This is a genomic window from Pasteurella oralis, from assembly GCF_002850605.1.
GTDB lineage: Bacteria > Pseudomonadota > Gammaproteobacteria > Enterobacterales > Pasteurellaceae > Pasteurella > Pasteurella oralis.
Window position 1 is genome coordinate 23,396 of the sequence record NZ_NXGB01000007.1, and the last position, 17,264, is coordinate 40,659.

Consider the following 17,264-nt stretch of genomic DNA (forward strand, 5'->3'; position numbering starts at 1 on the left):
TGAAGGATGCATTCCCCATAATCGAAGATGGGAGCTCTTTTCAGAATGCTAAGAGACATTAAGTGAAACCTACTCATATGTAATGAGCCGTTGCTATTTCAAGGCTTCTGCAACTTTAAGTGCTATCAACGATAGCGGCTTAAATTTGATGTAAGTTTATAATATGAACATAAAAAAAATAGTGTAAATTAGATTTAAATTTGAGATGGATTTTTTAGATAAAGTGAAACAAAAGAATAAAGGCAGTGAACATTTCACTGCCTCTAATAAGGATTGACAAACAATCAATGATAAGGTTGGTTGTATAATATGACAATTGAAACAGTCATATTCTCGTCAAGATATTCCTATTTCATTCCACATATTATCCGATAACAAAGCAACCTTTTACCGGTAAAACGTGCATTCCCTTGAATGCAAAAGGCACTCGTTTTTTCACCAGCGAGCTCTGGTAATGATAAGGTTGCAAATTGCAAAGAAAAAAAGATACTTTAGAAAATACATTGTTTTCTTTGCAATCGCTAAGTAAGATAAAAGTGAAAGGTGCATTCCCCATAATCGAAGATGAGAGCTCTTTTCAGAATGCTAAGAGACATTAATTGATTTGTTTTATTCTATCATTTTTAGTAAACAAGATCTATGCTAACTCCGTTAGGCATTACTTGAGTATTTTACTTTCACGTGTTCTGATTTTCTTCCTTTTTCGATTATTACGGATATTTTCAACCCCATCACATTGAGGATATTGGCTACATCCCCAAAATGTCCCATGTGTATTATGTCGTTTCACCATTGGAGCATGACATTTAGGACATTTTTTGATTTCGATGTTATTGAGTTTCATGCCTTGTTGTAAGCATTCATTCATTAGTACTTTAATAAAATGTGTTTGCTTTTGCATAAAAGCATCAAGGCTCAGTTCTCTATTTTCAATTTGATTCAATGCTTGTTCCCAAAGTGCAGTGAGACCAGGATCTTTTAATAACAATGGGAGGTTGTCAATTAATGCGATAGCTTGCTCAGTACTTATAATCGATTTTCCTTTTCGTTTGAGAAACCCTTTGGTGAAAAGACTTTGAATAATACCTGCTCTAGTTGCTTCTGTTCCTAATCCTTCAGTTTCACGTAAACGTTGTTTTAATCGTTCATCAGTAACAAAACGGGCTGCATTTTTCATTGCTGATAATAATGTCCCCTCAGTGTAATGATTTGGCGGTGTGGTTTGTAGTGTGTTTATTTTTGTTTCTAGAATTTTACATACTTGATTTTGTTTTAACATGGGGAGGGTTTGCTTTTCCTCAGCATTTTCATCTTGAGCTACTGTTTTTCCAAATAATATTTTCCAGCCTGGATTAATTAATACTTTTCCTTGAGAGAGCAATTGATGACCTGCACTATCTAATTGAATAACTGTTTTATCTGATTCAGAAATGGGTAAAAATTGAGCGAGGTAACGACGGCGAATTAAATCGTAAACTTTGATTTCATCGAGGGACATTTTCGTCAAGTTTACGATGCTTGAAGTAGGGATAATACCATGGTGTGCTGTAATTTTCTTATCATTCCATGCGCGAGATTTTTGAGATAAATTTAAATGAGGTAATATTTTTTGTAATTCTATATCTGATTTAACTAAACTTTGTAAAACAATACCTACTTCTGCAAATTGTGATTCAGGTAAATATTGGCAATCAGTGCGAGGGTAGGTTGTTGCTTTATGTGTTTCATAAAGTGACTGTGCAATATCTAAAACTTGTTGAGCTCCCATATTAAATAAACGATTACATTCTCCTTGTAAGTCGCTTAATGAAAAGAGTAGTGGTTGATTTTCTTTTTCTCGTTTGGTTTCCACTGATATGACTTTGGCTGAAGCTATTTGTTGAATTTGTTGGTTCACTTGCATGAGAACATGTTGATTGAGACATAATCCATCTTCATCACAATATTGTTCTGGAATTTTATACTGAGCGGAAAAAGGTTGTTGTGAAGGTGAATTGAGTTGTACGCTAAGACTGAAATGTGATTTAGGTTTGAATTGTGCAATTTCACGATCTCGTTTTACAACAAGTGCTAATGTTGGACTTTGTACTCTTCCTACGCTTAATGGAGAGCCTTGATAGCCTTTTTGTTGCGCTAGTAATGTGAACAAACGGGAGAAATTCATTCCCACTAGCCAGTCGGCTCGACTTCGAGCAACGCCAGCGTAATAAAGAGATTCTGTTTCTGCGCTTGATTTAAGCGAGGCTAATGCTTTACGAATGCTTGCATCATCAAGTGCTGATAGCCATAAACGTTGAATTTGACCTTTAAAGTTTGCTAGTTCTAATAGCTCACGAGCAATCATTTCTCCCTCACGATCTGCATCAGTAGAGATAATCACAATGGAGGCTTTTTTTATGAGGGACATTACCGTGTTATATTGTTTTTTGGTTTCTTTTTTAGCAGACAGTTTCCATTGGGTTGGAATAATAGGCAGGGTATCGAATGACCAACGTTTGAAAGTAGGATTATATTGTTCAGGTTGAAATTGCTCTACTAAATGGCCAATGCCCCAAGTGACACAAATTCGCTGGTCGGCACTCAATATACAACCCTCTGCACGTTTTGTTGCACCGAGGACTTTAGCAATGTCATTACCTTGGGAAGGCTTTTCGCAAAGAAAGAGTTTCATTATTTATCTCCTTTTGCTTTCTTAAGTAATACATATTGTGTTAATTCGTCATCTGTGATTTGTTCTAATCCTTTTCTCAAAACAACTTGTAAAATATCTGTTTCTTTAATCATTGTTTTAACTCGGACAATGACATCAACAGTTTTTTCTTCAACTTTTTGCCAAAGCTCGGCATCAATATGTTTTGTTGGCATCTCTTTCTCCTATAGAATATTTCTAATTAATTAGATTGAAACTGGATAATTTTTAAGTTAAAAGAGAGAAAAGGACTTCGCAATTAGAAATTCATTTAAATATTTAGATAAAAAGGAGAATATTTGTGGCGATAATTGATGCTTATTGTGTTCAGCTTGAGCGTTCAGTAACGATTACTGAAGCGAGGACTGAATTTTTAAATCAATCTAAATGGAAAAAATTTGATTTTTTATGTTCTACTGAAAGCTGCCGAGAAAAGGGTATAAAAATGGTTGGTATAAATTACCAAATTCACCCTTCAGATAATCATCATAATACTCCTCATTATCGTAATGCACCTAGGCAAAAAGAGTCTCATTGTGCTAACTGCTATTTGTCTTATGACGTTACCCAACAATTGCCAGGAGAGACTATTGACGAATTTAAATTGAGACAGACTCGAGCTAAGTTAAATGATTATGTTGATGAGTTTGAGCTAATTCATCCAGATGATAAGTCCGTCGTATCATCTAGAAATGTTCAATCTACAAAAAGGCAAGAAACCATTCAAAAAGAGCAACAAGAAGCAGATGTATCTATTGAGAAGTCATATACTCGATATACCAAAACTAATCAATTAGTCAGATTAGTCGAGTCTTACTTAGATAGTAGAAGAAAATTATCAAATGTGGCATTTAAAAAACTACCTTTAAAAATACAGGATACTGATATTCAGTATTTATATCAGTATTTTTATGGGATAAAGAAAGGAATTGAGTATGGCAAACATTGTGTTTATATGGGAGATGCTATACTGAAGTCGACTAAGCAAGGGTTATTTTTTCAGTTTTTTGAGACAATTTGGGAAAATTACAAACCAAAAGGTTATAAGCTGTTACCAATTTATTTAGAGATTTCGCAGGAAGTATTAGATGCATACCATTATAGACGTGCATTATTAGATCATATAAAAACAAATACTTATCAAGAAAAGCGTTTTAAATTATTTTTTATTCCTAATAAAGAAGATATAGCGCAAAAAACAGGAGAAAAAGATGGCAGAGAATATAAATTTCATTTATTCCATATAATGGATCTTCGTTTATTTAGCCTGTTTACATACTCTTATTTAAAAAAGAAAAGTTAAATTGAACACCTTTCTGTTTAAAATAATGGTAGAGATAGTGAATTAATCCATTGATATCAACTGAATCTATTACTGTTATCGAGCCTTGGTTTGATGTAAAAGAATGGGGAAGGAAATGGATTGTATCACTTTCAGTCGCTGTTAAAGTGTAGAGTAAATCATGAGATAGTGTCATAAAATCTAGTGCATGAATGATGACATCATCATAGAGACGGTAAGTCCAATAGTTAAGCAAAATATTTTCTTTACTTAATGGGGGCATAGTTGAGGCAATACACTCAAACAGCTGCATTATTTGTGTGTGGTAGAGTGAATTTATAGTGATATTACTTAAAGTTGTATTTGTATCAAATAACCATGCTGTTGATTTTCTCATTATTAAGCCCTCTTTTCATATCTACTATAATTAAAACTATAAAAAAAACCTCTAGTGTGCTAGAGGCGAAAGTTCGTTATGTTTTAGGCTATAAGGAATATACTTTGCCCATCTGTTATAATAATAAGTAAATTTTTAAGGTATCTTACTAAAGGAATAAAATGAAAAATATATTTATTTGATAAAAAGATATTTTTAGTTTAAAAAAAATCCTAGCATTTCTGCTAGGATAAGTCTTCTAAGGAGAATAATAGCTATTTAATTGCTTTTAAAATTGAGGTTTTAATTTGATTAGCAAAGGATTCTGTGCCATCTACTTCCCAATATATTTGTGTATTTTTACCTGCTTTTTCGAGCGTAACTTTAACGTAGTAACGGCTTTCTGGACCAAATGAATCTGCCATTTGATAGTAAACACCTGGATTTTTCTCATGAATAAAACCGTCTTGTTCTAAACCAATTTTCTTCCAATTTCGATTGGTTCCCCATGTTTTTCCTAATGCTTCAGCTTCTGTTTTAAATCCAATCTCTCTTTTAATACGGAGATACACGGTATCAATATCCTTATGAGAAGTGATATTTTCATTAAAGTATCGCTTATTATTTATTGTATTATTTAAGCTACCTGCAATATCTCCGATTTGTTTATTTATTGCGGTAAGTTCTGCACAACCTGTAATAAGTGCTACAGAGGCAAGAAATAGAGAGTATTTTAAATGACGCATTTCATTCTCCTTATAAGTAGTTTGTTAATATTCATTTTTCACAAAAGTGTGGTTAAAATCTACTTAAAACTCTTTTAGGCAGTAAGAGAGAAAAATGATAGGAGATATTATGGAATTAAAGAAATTTCCTAATCACATTATCTTTATTGAACAAGCTAAATACAACTTGCAGAATTACTTACTCTTTGAACTATTAACAAGAACAGGACAAGCGGTTTACTTTAAACATCCGATATTTCATACACCCAGCAAAGAGATAAAAATTGTATTTGTTCAAGATCAAAAATTTTTATCTCTATGGCAAAATATGCAATATCCCCAAGAACCACAATTAAGTTTTGGTAATGAGTCTGCTTGGAGAAACGATAGGAAATTCTTATGAGCGGAAAAAGCATTATCTCAGGGTCGAGAAAATCCAGTCAATTTAGCAGAAGTTACTTGCACAGAATATTTGAGGCGAACTCCAATTTATGAAAAGCGATTTTGTTGGTTTAATAAATTCGTAGGATATAAGCATTCAAATGAAGTTGAATGTTCATTTATTGATGGGATAACACGCACTATATGGCTACTAGCAAACGGAGTAAGACAATTTCCAGTTTATGTCTATAATAAGCAAGAAGCTACGCTTTTAGCAAAATATGCAGGTATTCATGAAAATGCCTACTATGACTTAGACGAACTTAATTTAGAGTTAGAAGAATTAGTTAACGAAAAGAATCTTTATGAGCCTCTATCTTGGCAAGAATAGTTTTGATACATCCTTTTAATTCATCTAATTCAGAATAAGGGTAGATAGATATTTTTTCTTGGAAATCTAACAAATTTTGATAACTAACTTTGTTATCAAGTATAGTAGGAATTAAGTTAAAATCACTTAACACATCAAGTAAAAAAAGTATTTTTGTACTATATGGTTCTCTATACAATAGGTATTTTGTTCTATTTGCTATTAGTGAGGTCATAAGAATAATTTCCCCAGAAAATTTTAGTGCTTCGTTTGTATTCATAACAGTTTTGTTATCAGATGGTGGTCACTTATTTTATTATGCCGACCCAACGTAAGACTAGTCGTTTCAATATATGTAACTCAGAACGGAAGCTCATCATTAAAATCATCAATCAATGGATGTTCTATTTGAGTTGGCGCATTAGCTGATGGATCTTGAGTCTGTGCTGGAATGGTTCCGTTATTACGACCACCGAGCATTTGCAATACATCACCTTGAATTTCCGTTATATAGCGGTCTTGACCGTTTTGATCTTGCCATTTACGCGTACGTAATCGACCTTCTACATATACTTGTGAACCTTTATGGAGGTATTGACCAACTACTTCAGCTTGACGGCGATAGAATACAATGCGGTGCCATTCAGTCACTTCACGGCGTTCCCCTGTCACCTTATCTATCCAATTTTCACTTGTTGCAACAGTTATATTCGCAACCGCTTCACCATTTGGCATAGTACGCATTTCAGGCTCATTACCAAGATGCCCGACAATAATTACTTTATTCACGCCAGCCATTATTTTTACTCCTTTAACGAATTGAACTAGGTCTATTAAACTTGATTCAGACCAAGAAAAAATCATTTAATTAAAATTCCATTGAAATGAATTTGCGTTATCTTGCTCAATTTGGTGATTTTGGTGATCGATTAATAACTCATTATCCACTTCAATACTAAATCTGATTTTCACTGTTGTTATCATTTACTCTTTAAAGGTAAAGGCAAAAGGCTGTCGCCTTTTCTCGTCAAAGGTAAAGGGGCTTTGCCCCTTACCTTTAAAAGGCCTTTTATTACAGGGATTACATACAGACAAAATCCAGCCATTACAAGCAATCATTTTCCATCGCTTACATACAATAAGTTTTATTTTTGATTACTGAGTTTTTCAATGTATTCCAATTTTGATTTACATTCTGAAGCTTGTCTTATGATATAACTCAGAATTGATATTTGCATATTCAATGCAATGCGTTCTTTTTCAACTTTTAATAGCGCTTGTCGAATTTCTGTTGGATATTGGTGATCGGTAACGATATTCTCCCAAGCTTGTTGACCGCTTTTTGTGTTCTTTAAGTTACGCCATCTAAGAAAACTTGCTCCAGAGCTACTGGCTCTATCTCTAATAAAGATTAAAGGCAATGAGCCAACCAAACCTATTCTTAGGTCTTGGAGCATTTTAGGTTGTAAATCCATGAATGCTTGCCGCACGTTATGTGTTTCATTCAGAATTGATTCATAATCCTCAACAGTTTCATTTTCTCTAAAAATAGTACGCCAAAACCCATTTAAATTATGTAATTGAGCCAATTCTTTATACATTCCTTCGGGTATAAGATTATATATTTGCATAGTCACCTACTATTTAGTTTGATTCATCTAAATCATCTAGAATTTCTGTATCAGTAGTAATACGGCTTCGAATTTCAGGTGCGAATTTTGCTCTTTTTTGTGCAGAAATCACATCTTCTGGTAATTCTATTTTAAATCGTTTGACTGCATCTTTATAAAGTGTGGAATTTACTTTAACATCTTGGCGAGTAATGCCTGTGTGGCGGTAATTTTCGATCACACCAAAACAGCGACGTAGCAGTACTGCGCCAGCTTCTAACCATTGTCTTGATTCAGCTTTTGTCATTAATGCAATATAAGCAGCAGTCATCGCACTTTTTGCTAAAGTATCAAATTCACATAATAAGTAAATCAATTTATAAGCAAGGGGAGAGTCAGCATAAATAGGATACTGTACAGGTTCAATATTTGTGCAACTTTGAATATTAATATTATCAGGAATATCGTCGGAATAGATATCTAGTAACTTATTAACAAGTACTTTCATCTCTTCAGTATTTTTCAATACCATATCTTCGAATTGAATTAAAAAGAAATCTGCATAGGGATCGTCATTTGCGGCATCTTTCTGGATTTGTGACAAAATAGCTAAACAGCTTGTCATACTTAAGATTTGGGGTTTAATTACTTTTTTCCCTTCTCTTATCATGGGTCTCCCTTGCCAGAGTTTAGTTGCATATTGAGAATGCAATGTAAGAGTGATGTTGCTACGGAGAGCGCCAAGATGTTGATTTTGTAATGTTGTCATAATAAACCTCGATTAGTTTTATAAGTTTGTATACTTTTTGTACTAAACGGTTCCCCGGGAACCACTTTGTATACTTTTTGTACTAAATGGTTCCCCGGGAACCACTTTGTATGCTTTTTATACTAACTGTTGCCCTGGGCAACACTTTGTGCGTTTTTTATACTTCTTATGACCCTAGAGTACTCGTTTTCTTGCAAGCTCTCGAATCTGTGTTAAATCTACTTGAGAATTAAAACTTGTGTTCATTGTTTCTAACAACAATGAGCGATGGTGATTTTGACGGTGCTGAGTATGATCATGAATATGGTCACTTTCTTGTTTTTTCTGTGCTTTATTCATCAAATAGGGAGTAAATTCGCCATTTTTCGCTCGTTTGACTAAGTTAAATAAGTAACCTGCTGGCTTTTTAATGTCCCCATTTTTAATGCGAGCATTAGCTTCGAAGATCACTGCTCGACGAGTCTCTTCAGGTAAACAACCCATCATGTTAGAGATAGTTTGTTTTTCTAAATGACTAAGTGGAAAATTATCTAATTCATTTGTGATATGTTCAGTACTAGTACTGTACTGATCTTTATAAGTACTAGTACTATACTGTATAGCTGAGTTTCGATTTGGAACTAAGCCTAAAATCAATGATTTATCTGCATTTTTCTTGCTAAGTTCACTTTGGGAACTTTGTGAAAAATAGCTTAGTTCCCTATTGGAACTCTGTTTCATTTCACTGAGTTCACTTATTTTTGAACAGGGTTCCAAATTGGAACTGAGTAAATATTGCTGTGTTTTGTTTATCGCATCTACCAAATTTTCAGGTAGTTTCGGTATATGTGTATCAAACATTGTTTGATTTTTATGAGCGTTGTATCGCTCACGAATAGCATCAATGTGTGAGGCAAAATGCCAAAGTTGATCTGATGTGATAACTTCATCAATAATGGCATTTGCTACTTGAGCTACAATAGGATCTTTATGTTTAGTTGTTTTTTCTAATAATCGTAAATAATCACTATTCAATGTAATACTGTCTAGAATGCTTAATGGTTCATCATTCATCATATAGACATTACCGAGGATTTGACCTTTTTCATTACGTACTGTTTCACATAATGTTAACCAACGAGTTAGCCGCAATAAGAGTAGTGTTTGGGAAACTAATTTTCGAGAAATTGGTTTATTCTTGTATGCTTTTTCTGATAACCAAAGCGAAAGCTGTTGATAGGATGGAAATAATGTTCCTTTAAATTGTACTGCATTTAATTTTATTAACTGCCAAGCTGTTTTTGCTCGAGGGGTTAAATATGGATCAGTCAATAATCTTACGGGAACTGTCTCATGCCGATTTCCAATAAACAGCAAACTTTGAAAATCAGAATGAGCCATTTTTTCTTTTTCTTTTAATTGTTCGAAATTATTAATGAATTTTTTGTGGGTTAATTCATCTGTTTTTTGTACACTTTCATTGAAATTCATTTCATTCCAACCTATTTGACCTGGATTGAAGTTTCAAGCGAGAACTTGTAATAAGTTTCTCGCTTTTCTTTTTTACTTCTCTGTTGTTAACCATATTGAGATAAGACGCCATACTTCGCTTAAATTTACACCTGTTGATTCTGTGATAAACATCAATAAATCCAACCCTTCATTAGACGTTACAATATCAATATTACTAAGCGTATGTTTATGCTTTTGCCAGCTATCCCAAACAGCTTGCTCTTCTTCCTCTGTCGCATTTTTTTTACGCCCAATATGTTCTTTTATGCCAAGTAATTTTCGTCTTGTGGAAACTTCGGCAGAACTCCAGCCAAAGCGTTCTCGTAGCATTTCACCTGAGATACCAAGCTCTAATGCTCGATCAATCAGTTGGCGTTCTCGTGTATTTTCACGTACAGATTCAATTAAGTTCCAAAACACTCTATGATTAATTTGTATACGAGCAAACGACGCGTTGCTTTCACATAAATCACATACTTCTTGAGTGGATAGATTGATAATTGCACTTAGCTCAGTCTCATCGAAGCCTAATTGTTTACAATAATGAAATTCACCACGACGGATATGGGCAATAATTTCAGAAACTATAGCTTGGTTTAAATTAGAATTAAGCATATTGCCCTCCTTGTCTTAAGTAACGAATGATACGAATTAAACGAAAGAGACGTACTAGAAGTAGATCTGAGATTAATGCGGGTGCATCTTTGGTTCCTAATAACTCACCAATATCAAATTCAATACATTTAGAGAGAGAAGATGTGTTGAGATTCTCTGTTGAAAGTGCGGTTAATAATTGGTGTACTTTTTGAATAAAAGGTGAGTAAGTGTTGGGTTCTAAAGAATGAACTTTAAAACTATAATCAATAGGATCATGTATTACATGCTCAATGAGATGCATAAAACCACATTCTTCAGCAATATCAATTGCTAATGAATATGCTTCTGTTTTATGAGGGCGATTTGGATAGATTTTCCAAATGCTGCTGATTGGTTGGCGGCCAAGATTAGCAAATTCCAACGTATTAATACGCGCTTCTTCTTCTCTTTGAGTTTGAGGGTTTACACCTGGTGTTAAACCTAAATTTGCTAAATATTCACTCGCCTCAGCTGCAATTTCGCTGATACCTAAATTGACTGGTATGCTATCTTCGACAGATACATCGTTATTTTCATCTGATAGATATGTCTTTGTATTATTTGATAGCATATCATTAAAAGTAGATAGCGTTGGCTCTTCTGACTTTTGGTTATTTTTCTCAATTCTTTCTGCTGGATTTTTGGCATCAGAAGATGAGACCCTTGTTTCAATAACTGGTAAAGATGGGGATTGTTCATTATTAGCGATGGTGTGACTTTCGGTAGAACGTTGTAAAATAGTAGGCTGTTTTTCAGCTAATTTACGCAGTTTCTGCTCAGTCAAATCAATATCAAATTTAAATGTTTCGTAAGGGATATTGTAAGAAAATGCTTCGGTGATATTGCCAATTAAAGTATCTTGAACATCATTGATTGTAAATTCGGTAGGCTCCTCATCAAAACTAGAGAGTGTATCCATCCATAGCTGATCAAAGTCAACTGTTGGAAGATATTCTTCCTTATGAATATCCCATGAAGTCATTGCATTTTTGCGGATAACGAGAAGTTTTTCTATTTGATGTTTCCCCAAACCACTTAACAATATATTCGGGATATGAGGGTATAAATAGACTAAGCATTGCTCCATTTTTACAAGAATAGAATGAGAAATTGGGTAACCATTTTCACCTAATTTTTCAGCCAGTTTGCGATGTGAAAAAAATTCTTGGTATTTTTTCTCATATAATGCTTTTACTTCACGGATACCTAACGCTTTTTCGATAAATGAAAGTTCACCTCGTATATCATTTTCAGCTAAGTGTCCAATCAACACGTTTAGCTGTGAGTTGATATCATCAGCATCACCTTCCCAAGGTTTGAAAATACATTCAATCGTCCAAAAACGCAGATCTTGCGTTTCTTGGAACAGTTCATTTAATGCTTGTAAGCGTGTATTACCACCGTCTAATATGATATAGAAATCATCTCCTGGGCGTTGAGTAATATTCGGTGCATGATCTAAGCCGCGTGATTTGATTGAGGCTTTAATTTCCTCATAAGCAGGGTTTTTTGTTTTTCTTGGATTACCTTCATACGGTCTTAACTGTTCTAAAGTAACCGTGACCAAACGGTGCTTACTTTCTGTTGTTTGCGATGCAGCTAAATGTTGTGCTTGTACTATTTGCTGATATTCAATGGAATTGTTTGCAATTGGTGGCGTACTTAATGCTGCTAACATTTGTTTTGCTCTTTCTTCTTTACTTTTTTTGACTACAAGTGGATTTTTATTTTTACTCATCATCTTATAATCTCGCTAATTTGTTATATTCATCATCAGGAATGTTCTCAAAAAGAGAATATTCCCCTTTAAATTTTGCAAAAATAGTGCCAATAGGACCGTTGCGTTGCTTTGAAATGATAATTTCTGCGATACTGCGATATTCACTATCTGAGTGGTAGACTTCATCTCGATAAATAAAGAGAATGACATCTGCATCTTGTTCAAGTGAACCAGAATCTCGAAGATCAGCAGGCATTGGTCTTTTATCTGCACGGTTTTCTAAGTTTCGGTTTAGCTGTGATAAGGCAATAACTGGGCAACCGATTTCTTTGGCTAGTTTTTTCAGTGAGGTTGAAATACTACTAATTTCTAGATTTCGATTTTTACTGTCTTTGTATGATGGGTCATTCATTAATTGAAGATAATCAATAATAATGACAGCAGGTTTGCCGTATTTGCGAACATTACGTCTTACGCGACTACGTAGCATTTGTGGCGTTAATTCACAACTATCATCTAGTAATAAACGATTTGTCCAATAGTTTTTGATATGCCCGATTGCATCAGCATATTTTCCCCAATCTATTTGAGTCATATTGACTGCTTGTCTCGCTTTTTGCATTTCAACTTTTGAAATCATGGATAAAAAGCGTTGCATTATTTGCTCTGCGGGCATTTCTAGACTGAAGTAATGTACTGGTTTATTGGTTGATTCTAATGCACTTTTTGCAAAAGTAAGTGATAGTGCAGTCTTGCCCATAGACGGACGAGCAGCGACCATGATGAGATCTCCATCTTGCGCGCCTGTAGTATTAAAGTCGAGGCGCTCAATTCCAAATGGGGTACCCGTAATAATCGAGCCATTTTCAGAAGCAATAGTCATTTTATCTATCACTTTCTCAATAGCATCATCTAGAACAACATTTGTTTCACTTTCTATAGAATTTAATGTTAATTCTGTTAAACGCTTTTCAGTTTCTGTGATAAGAAAATTAAGCTTATCTTCAGTATTTACTTTGCGAGCTTCTTTACAAATTAAATCCCCTAACGCATATAAATATCGTGTTTGACTATCTGTTCTCACAATTTTTGCGTAAGCAGAAATATTAGAAATATGTGGAAGATTTTTGATCAGCTCTGCTAAATAAGCGAAGCCTCCAATTTGCTCTAATTTTCCTTGTTCTTCTAATATGCGACTGACAGTTAGTAAGTCAGCGGGAATATTTGAAAGCAGTAAACCAGCAATAGTAGTAAAAATGAGTTTATGAGCAGAAATATAAAAATTATTTTCATTAATAATTAAAGATATTTCATCCCATGAATCATTATTGATCAGTAATCCGCCAAGTACAGATTGTTCAGCCTCATTGGAATAAGGTAATTGAATAGTAGAAGTCATCTTTTCCCCCTTAATTAGAATTTATCTTTCCATTGAGGGAATAAAAGAGTACAAAGTTGACGAATGTTTTGCTTTTCTTTCTCGCTATGACGATGTACTGGGAGGGCAAGACTTGCAGCCTCTCGATATGCTACACGAGATGGAATTGTAAAATCGAGCAATTCCATATTCGGATCATCGTGTTGTGCAAAAAGACTTTTTAAACTTTCGACTACTGATTTGGCATCATTAGTATGATCTAAACAATTGATAATCGCTTTTACTTTAGGAAGTGTAAAACCATGTTTAGTAAATGCTTGTAATTGTTGGTATAAGCCCAGAGTGCCACGCATGAATTCTCTTGCTGATAGCAACTCGGGTTTAAGTGGAGATAACACTAAGTCACTGGCTAATACTGACATATCGACAGTAATCCCTCGAGTTCCTCTTGTATCAACAAGGATTAATTCATATTCATGAAATGCTTCAATAAGATCATTAAAGCGTAACATTCCATCAGGAGAATTACGTAAATATGTCGTGATAGTGTCTGTTGGATCATTCGATTGAATGATGTCTAAATGAGTAAATTCAGTTTTTGAGATAATTTGTTCTGCTTCAGTTTCTCGATGAATAAGAAATTCAAAAAGTCCTTTTGGCGCAGAGTAATTAAGATGATAGTAAGAGGATAAAGTAGGTTGCACATCTGTATCAATCATTAATGTTTTGATACCTGAGTCAGCACAGAATGCACCGATGTTTGCAACATTAGTAGATTTAGTTACGCCACCTTTAGTGGACATAACAGTTACAACAAACGTATTAAAGTGCGATTTTTTCATAACGAACTCTCTAACTTGAAGTTAAAGTGAACTTATGAACAGCTAAGATAGGATTCTTTAGAAGTTTTATATGGTGCCCGAGGCCAGACTTGAACTGGCACGCTTCGAAAAGCGAGGGATTTTAAATCCCTTGTGTCTACCGATTTCACCACTCGGGCGCATAATTTAGATATGTTGCGATAACTAACTACGCTTTAGGTTATGGAGGCGTGTCCCGGAGTCGAACCGAGCTACATGGATTTGCAATCCAGTGCATAACCGCTTTGCTAACACGCCGTTAGTTTGGAGCGGGAAACGAGGCTCGAACTCGCGACCCCAACCTTGGCAAGGTTGTGCTCTACCAACTGAGCTATTCCCGCATTCGCTGTTAGTGCGGTGCATTCTACTGATTTCTAAAAATCTGTCAACGATTGTTTTTAAAAAAATTGATTAATTGCTGAAAAAAAATGCATATTAGTTGTTTTTGTGCAGAAATAATCAATTTTTTGTTTGATTTTAAACAAGTTGTATCTTTTCTTTAAGATTGAAGAATTTACTTTTTTGTTTTTTGCCTTTGTGTCATAATGTGCATATAGCCATCTGGATGGCTAATTTGTTATAATGATTTCTTATTAATACAGGGGGTAGAGAATTTATGACACAACAACATTCTATTGATACCTTGCTTGCTCAAGCAGGTAATCGAACAGATAAGCGAACTGGTGCAGTATCAACACCTATCTTTTTGTCTACAGCTTATGGGCATCATGGGATTGGCGAAAGCACGGGTTATGATTATACGCGGACAAAAAATCCAACACGTACAGTGTTAGAAGAAACCATTGCTAAACTTGAGGGAGGGGAACGTGGTTTTGCCTGTGCTTCAGGTATGGCTGCAATTCAATTAATTATGTCACTATTTGCAGCGCCTGATGAGTGGATTGTATCAAGTGACGTTTATGGTGGTACTTATCGTTTATTGGATTTTGCGTATAAAAATATGCATGGTGTGAAGCCTATTTATGTTAATACCGCAGATGTGACGGCAATTGAAGCGGCTATTACGGAAAAGACCAAAGCAATTTTTGTAGAAACGCCGTCTAACCCGTTAATGGAAGAATGCGATGTAGCTGAAATTGCTAAAATTGCCCAAAAATATCATTTATTACTAATTGTCGATAATACATTTTTAACGCCAGTTTTATTTAGGCCCATTGAACATGGTGCAGATATTGTGATTCATAGCGCAACTAAATACCTTGCAGGCCATAATGATACGTTAGTTGGGCTTATTGTAGCAAAAGGCGTAGAGTTATGTGAACGTTTATTCTATGTGCAAAACGGGGCTGGTGCAGTGTTATCTCCATTTGATTCATGGTTAACGATTCGAGGGATGAAAACCTTAGCGTTACGTATGGAACGTCATCAAAATAATGCAAAATTATTAGCTGAGTTTTTAAGAAAACAACCACAAGTAAAAGATGTATTATATCCAAATAAAGGTGGAATGCTGTCTTTTCGTTTACAAGATGAAAATTGGATTAATCCCTTTTTGAAATCTATTAAATTGATCACATTTGCAGAAAGCCTAGGCGGAACAGAAAGTTTTATTACGTATCCTGCGACTCAAACTCACATGGATATTCCAGAACAAGAGCGGATTGCTAGAGGTATTTGTAATTGTTTATTACGTTTCTCAGTTGGCTTAGAAGATGTTGAAGATATTAAAGCGGATTTACTACAAGCCTTTGCACAATTAAACTGAGTTTTCATTGCAAACGGATTGATTTGCATAATGCTTGTGATATTATCAATGCACTTGAAATTATGAAAAGCGTTCTTATTATAGAAAGCATTGTTAACAGAAAAGGAAGAAATAATGGAAGTATTACATTCAACTGATGCAACATTTGCAGCTGACGTAGTTAATTCAGATGTACCTGTATTATTAGATTTTTGGGCTCCTTGGTGTGGTCCTTGTCGTATGATTTCACCAATCTTAGATGAAATTGCAGCGGAATTTTCGGGTAAAGTAAAAGTCGTGAAAATTAATATTGATGAAAACCAAGAAACACCAGCGCAATTAGGTGTTCGTAGTATCCCAACGTTAGTGTTATTTAAAGATGGTAAAGCCGTAGCAACACAAGTCGGTGCATTACCAAAAAATCAGTTAGCGAATTTTATTAATCAGAATATCTAATTTAAATAAATTAAAGATAATCCCAAGTTTGATACTTGGGATTTTTTTATGGACGAATTATAAGAACTGATTGATATATAGAGGAACAACTTCGCTCGCTTTACCGTAGTGAAATTCGTCAAAATTCGACCGCACTTGACTTGGTTCTAAGTTGAGCTCAACAGTATGTGCGCCATGATGTTTTGCTTCATTAACAAAGCTGGCGGCTGGATAGACATTACCTGATGTGCCAATCGCAATAAAATAATTGCATTCAGAAAGCGCAGTATAAATACGTTCCATTTCTAATGGTATTTCTCCAAACCAGACGATATGTGGACGTAATGTTTGTGGTATTTGACAACATGCACATTTATCTTGTTCAGTAATATCTTGTTGCCATACATAAATTTTACCAGATTTTATACAGCGTACTTTTAATAATTCGCCATGCATGTGAATGACATTTTTTGAACCAGCACGCTCATGTAAGTTATCGACATTTTGTGTTATGACCAATAAGTTTTTACCAATTTTCTCTTCCAGCTTAGCTAAAGCAAGATGTGCCGAGTTAGGTTTTAAATGAGGATCTAAGAGTTGTTTACGGCGTTCATTATAAAAACGTTGAACCCGTTGTGGATTTTTTGTAAATCCTTCTGGAGTCGCAATATCTTCAATACGATGCTCTTCCCATAAGCCATCTAAAGCACGAAAAGTACGAATACCTGATTCCGCAGAGATACCAGCACCAGTTAATACAACAATTTTAGGTTGATATGACATTATTGCCTCTCTCTTTTATTGATCATCCACATTAACAGAGCACTATATTATTTT

The 17,264-nt window shown here is 34.6% G+C and carries 17 protein-coding genes, 3 tRNA genes and 1 pseudogene; 4 read left to right on the forward strand and 17 right to left on the reverse strand.

Annotated features, from left to right (window positions below; all coding sequences use genetic code 11):
- Positions 1-658 precede the first annotated feature (658 nt).
- Entirely contained in the window at positions 659-2,671 is a 2,013-nt protein-coding gene (locus tag C0975_RS08985) for a DNA topoisomerase III (RefSeq protein WP_101776050.1), read from the reverse strand.
- Entirely contained in the window at positions 2,671-2,865 is a 195-nt protein-coding gene (locus C0975_RS08990; RefSeq protein ID WP_101776051.1) for a hypothetical protein, read from the reverse strand. The genes C0975_RS08985 and C0975_RS08990 overlap by 1 nt, the downstream gene beginning before the upstream one ends.
- Positions 2,866-2,990: 125 nt before the next feature.
- Between C0975_RS08990 and C0975_RS08995 the strand changes: the two genes are divergently transcribed.
- The gene (locus tag C0975_RS08995) at positions 2,991-3,992 is read left to right on the forward strand and encodes a hypothetical protein (RefSeq protein WP_101776052.1); all 1,002 of its coding nucleotides are present in this window, start codon (positions 2,991-2,993) and stop codon (positions 3,990-3,992) included.
- Here the strand turns inward: C0975_RS08995 and C0975_RS09000 are convergent.
- Positions 3,961-4,368, reverse strand: a complete 408-nt coding sequence (locus C0975_RS09000) for a hypothetical protein (protein WP_101776053.1) — start codon at positions 4,366-4,368, stop codon at positions 3,961-3,963. The two genes, C0975_RS08995 and C0975_RS09000, sit on opposite strands and share 32 nt — an antisense overlap.
- 254 nt (positions 4,369-4,622) lie before the next feature.
- Positions 4,623-5,093, reverse strand: a complete 471-nt coding sequence (locus C0975_RS09005) for a hypothetical protein (RefSeq protein ID WP_101776054.1) — start codon at positions 5,091-5,093, stop codon at positions 4,623-4,625.
- Positions 5,094-5,202: 109 nt separating this feature from the next.
- Between C0975_RS09005 and C0975_RS11745 the strand changes: the two are divergent.
- Positions 5,203-5,844, forward strand: a pseudogene (locus C0975_RS11745) (plasmid fertility inhibition factor family protein).
- Here C0975_RS11745 and C0975_RS11405 read toward each other — a convergent pair.
- The 12 genes from C0975_RS11405 to C0975_RS09065 all read right to left on the reverse strand — a co-directional run bounded on the left by C0975_RS11405 (position 5,801) and on the right by C0975_RS09065 (position 14,628).
- A complete protein-coding gene (locus tag C0975_RS11405; RefSeq protein ID WP_167383053.1) occupies positions 5,801-6,103 on the reverse strand; it encodes a hypothetical protein in 303 nt (100 codons plus the stop codon). The pseudogene C0975_RS11745 and the gene C0975_RS11405 overlap by 44 nt on opposite strands.
- An 80-nt stretch (positions 6,104-6,183) precedes the next feature.
- Complete coding sequence (gene ssb, locus C0975_RS09015; protein ID WP_101776055.1) at positions 6,184-6,621, reverse strand: single-stranded DNA-binding protein; 438 nt, start codon at positions 6,619-6,621, stop codon at positions 6,184-6,186.
- 347 nt (positions 6,622-6,968) lie between these two features.
- On the reverse strand, positions 6,969-7,454 hold the full coding sequence (locus C0975_RS09020; protein ID WP_101776056.1) for a DUF3158 family protein: 486 nt from the start codon (positions 7,452-7,454) through the stop codon (positions 6,969-6,971).
- A gap of 13 nt (positions 7,455-7,467) precedes the next feature.
- Complete coding sequence (locus tag C0975_RS09025) at positions 7,468-8,202, reverse strand: PFL_4669 family integrating conjugative element protein (protein WP_101776057.1); 735 nt, start codon at positions 8,200-8,202, stop codon at positions 7,468-7,470.
- Positions 8,203-8,376: 174 nt separating this feature from the next.
- The gene (locus C0975_RS11490) at positions 8,377-9,672 is read right to left on the reverse strand and encodes an STY4528 family pathogenicity island replication protein (RefSeq protein WP_174674052.1); all 1,296 of its coding nucleotides are present in this window, start codon (positions 9,670-9,672) and stop codon (positions 8,377-8,379) included.
- Positions 9,673-9,744: 72 nt separating this feature from the next.
- Complete coding sequence (locus C0975_RS09035) at positions 9,745-10,308, reverse strand: DUF2857 domain-containing protein (protein ID WP_101776058.1); 564 nt, start codon at positions 10,306-10,308, stop codon at positions 9,745-9,747.
- Positions 10,301-12,070, reverse strand: coding sequence for a ParB family protein (locus C0975_RS09040; RefSeq protein WP_101776059.1), 1,770 nt, complete (start codon positions 12,068-12,070; stop codon positions 10,301-10,303). The genes C0975_RS09035 and C0975_RS09040 overlap by 8 nt, the downstream gene beginning before the upstream one ends.
- Before the next feature lies 1 nt (position 12,071).
- Positions 12,072-13,448, reverse strand: a complete 1,377-nt coding sequence (gene dnaB, locus C0975_RS09045) for a replicative DNA helicase (protein WP_101776060.1) — start codon at positions 13,446-13,448, stop codon at positions 12,072-12,074.
- A 14-nt stretch (positions 13,449-13,462) separates the two neighbouring features.
- Complete coding sequence (locus C0975_RS09050; RefSeq protein ID WP_101776061.1) at positions 13,463-14,269, reverse strand: ParA family protein; 807 nt, start codon at positions 14,267-14,269, stop codon at positions 13,463-13,465.
- Between the two features lie 71 nt (positions 14,270-14,340).
- Positions 14,341-14,427: transfer RNA gene (locus C0975_RS09055), tRNA-Leu, on the reverse strand.
- Between the two features lie 44 nt (positions 14,428-14,471).
- Positions 14,472-14,545: transfer RNA gene (locus tag C0975_RS09060), tRNA-Cys, on the reverse strand.
- A 7-nt stretch (positions 14,546-14,552) separates the two neighbouring features.
- Positions 14,553-14,628 (reverse strand) — tRNA-Gly (locus C0975_RS09065).
- Positions 14,629-14,903: 275 nt separating this feature from the next.
- On the opposite strand from C0975_RS09065, the gene C0975_RS09070 reads away from it, so the two are divergent.
- Both C0975_RS09070 and trxA read left to right on the forward strand, forming a co-directional pair.
- Positions 14,904-16,013, forward strand: a complete 1,110-nt coding sequence (locus C0975_RS09070; protein WP_101776062.1) for a methionine biosynthesis PLP-dependent protein — start codon at positions 14,904-14,906, stop codon at positions 16,011-16,013.
- A 111-nt stretch (positions 16,014-16,124) separates the two neighbouring features.
- On the forward strand, positions 16,125-16,448 hold the full coding sequence (gene trxA, locus C0975_RS09075; RefSeq protein ID WP_167383056.1) for a thioredoxin: 324 nt from the start codon (positions 16,125-16,127) through the stop codon (positions 16,446-16,448).
- 57 nt (positions 16,449-16,505) lie between these two features.
- Here the strand turns inward: trxA and cobB are convergent, their stop codons facing one another.
- On the reverse strand, positions 16,506-17,210 hold the full coding sequence (cobB, locus tag C0975_RS09080; protein WP_101776064.1) for a Sir2 family NAD+-dependent deacetylase: 705 nt from the start codon (positions 17,208-17,210) through the stop codon (positions 16,506-16,508).
- Positions 17,211-17,264 lie beyond the last annotated feature (54 nt).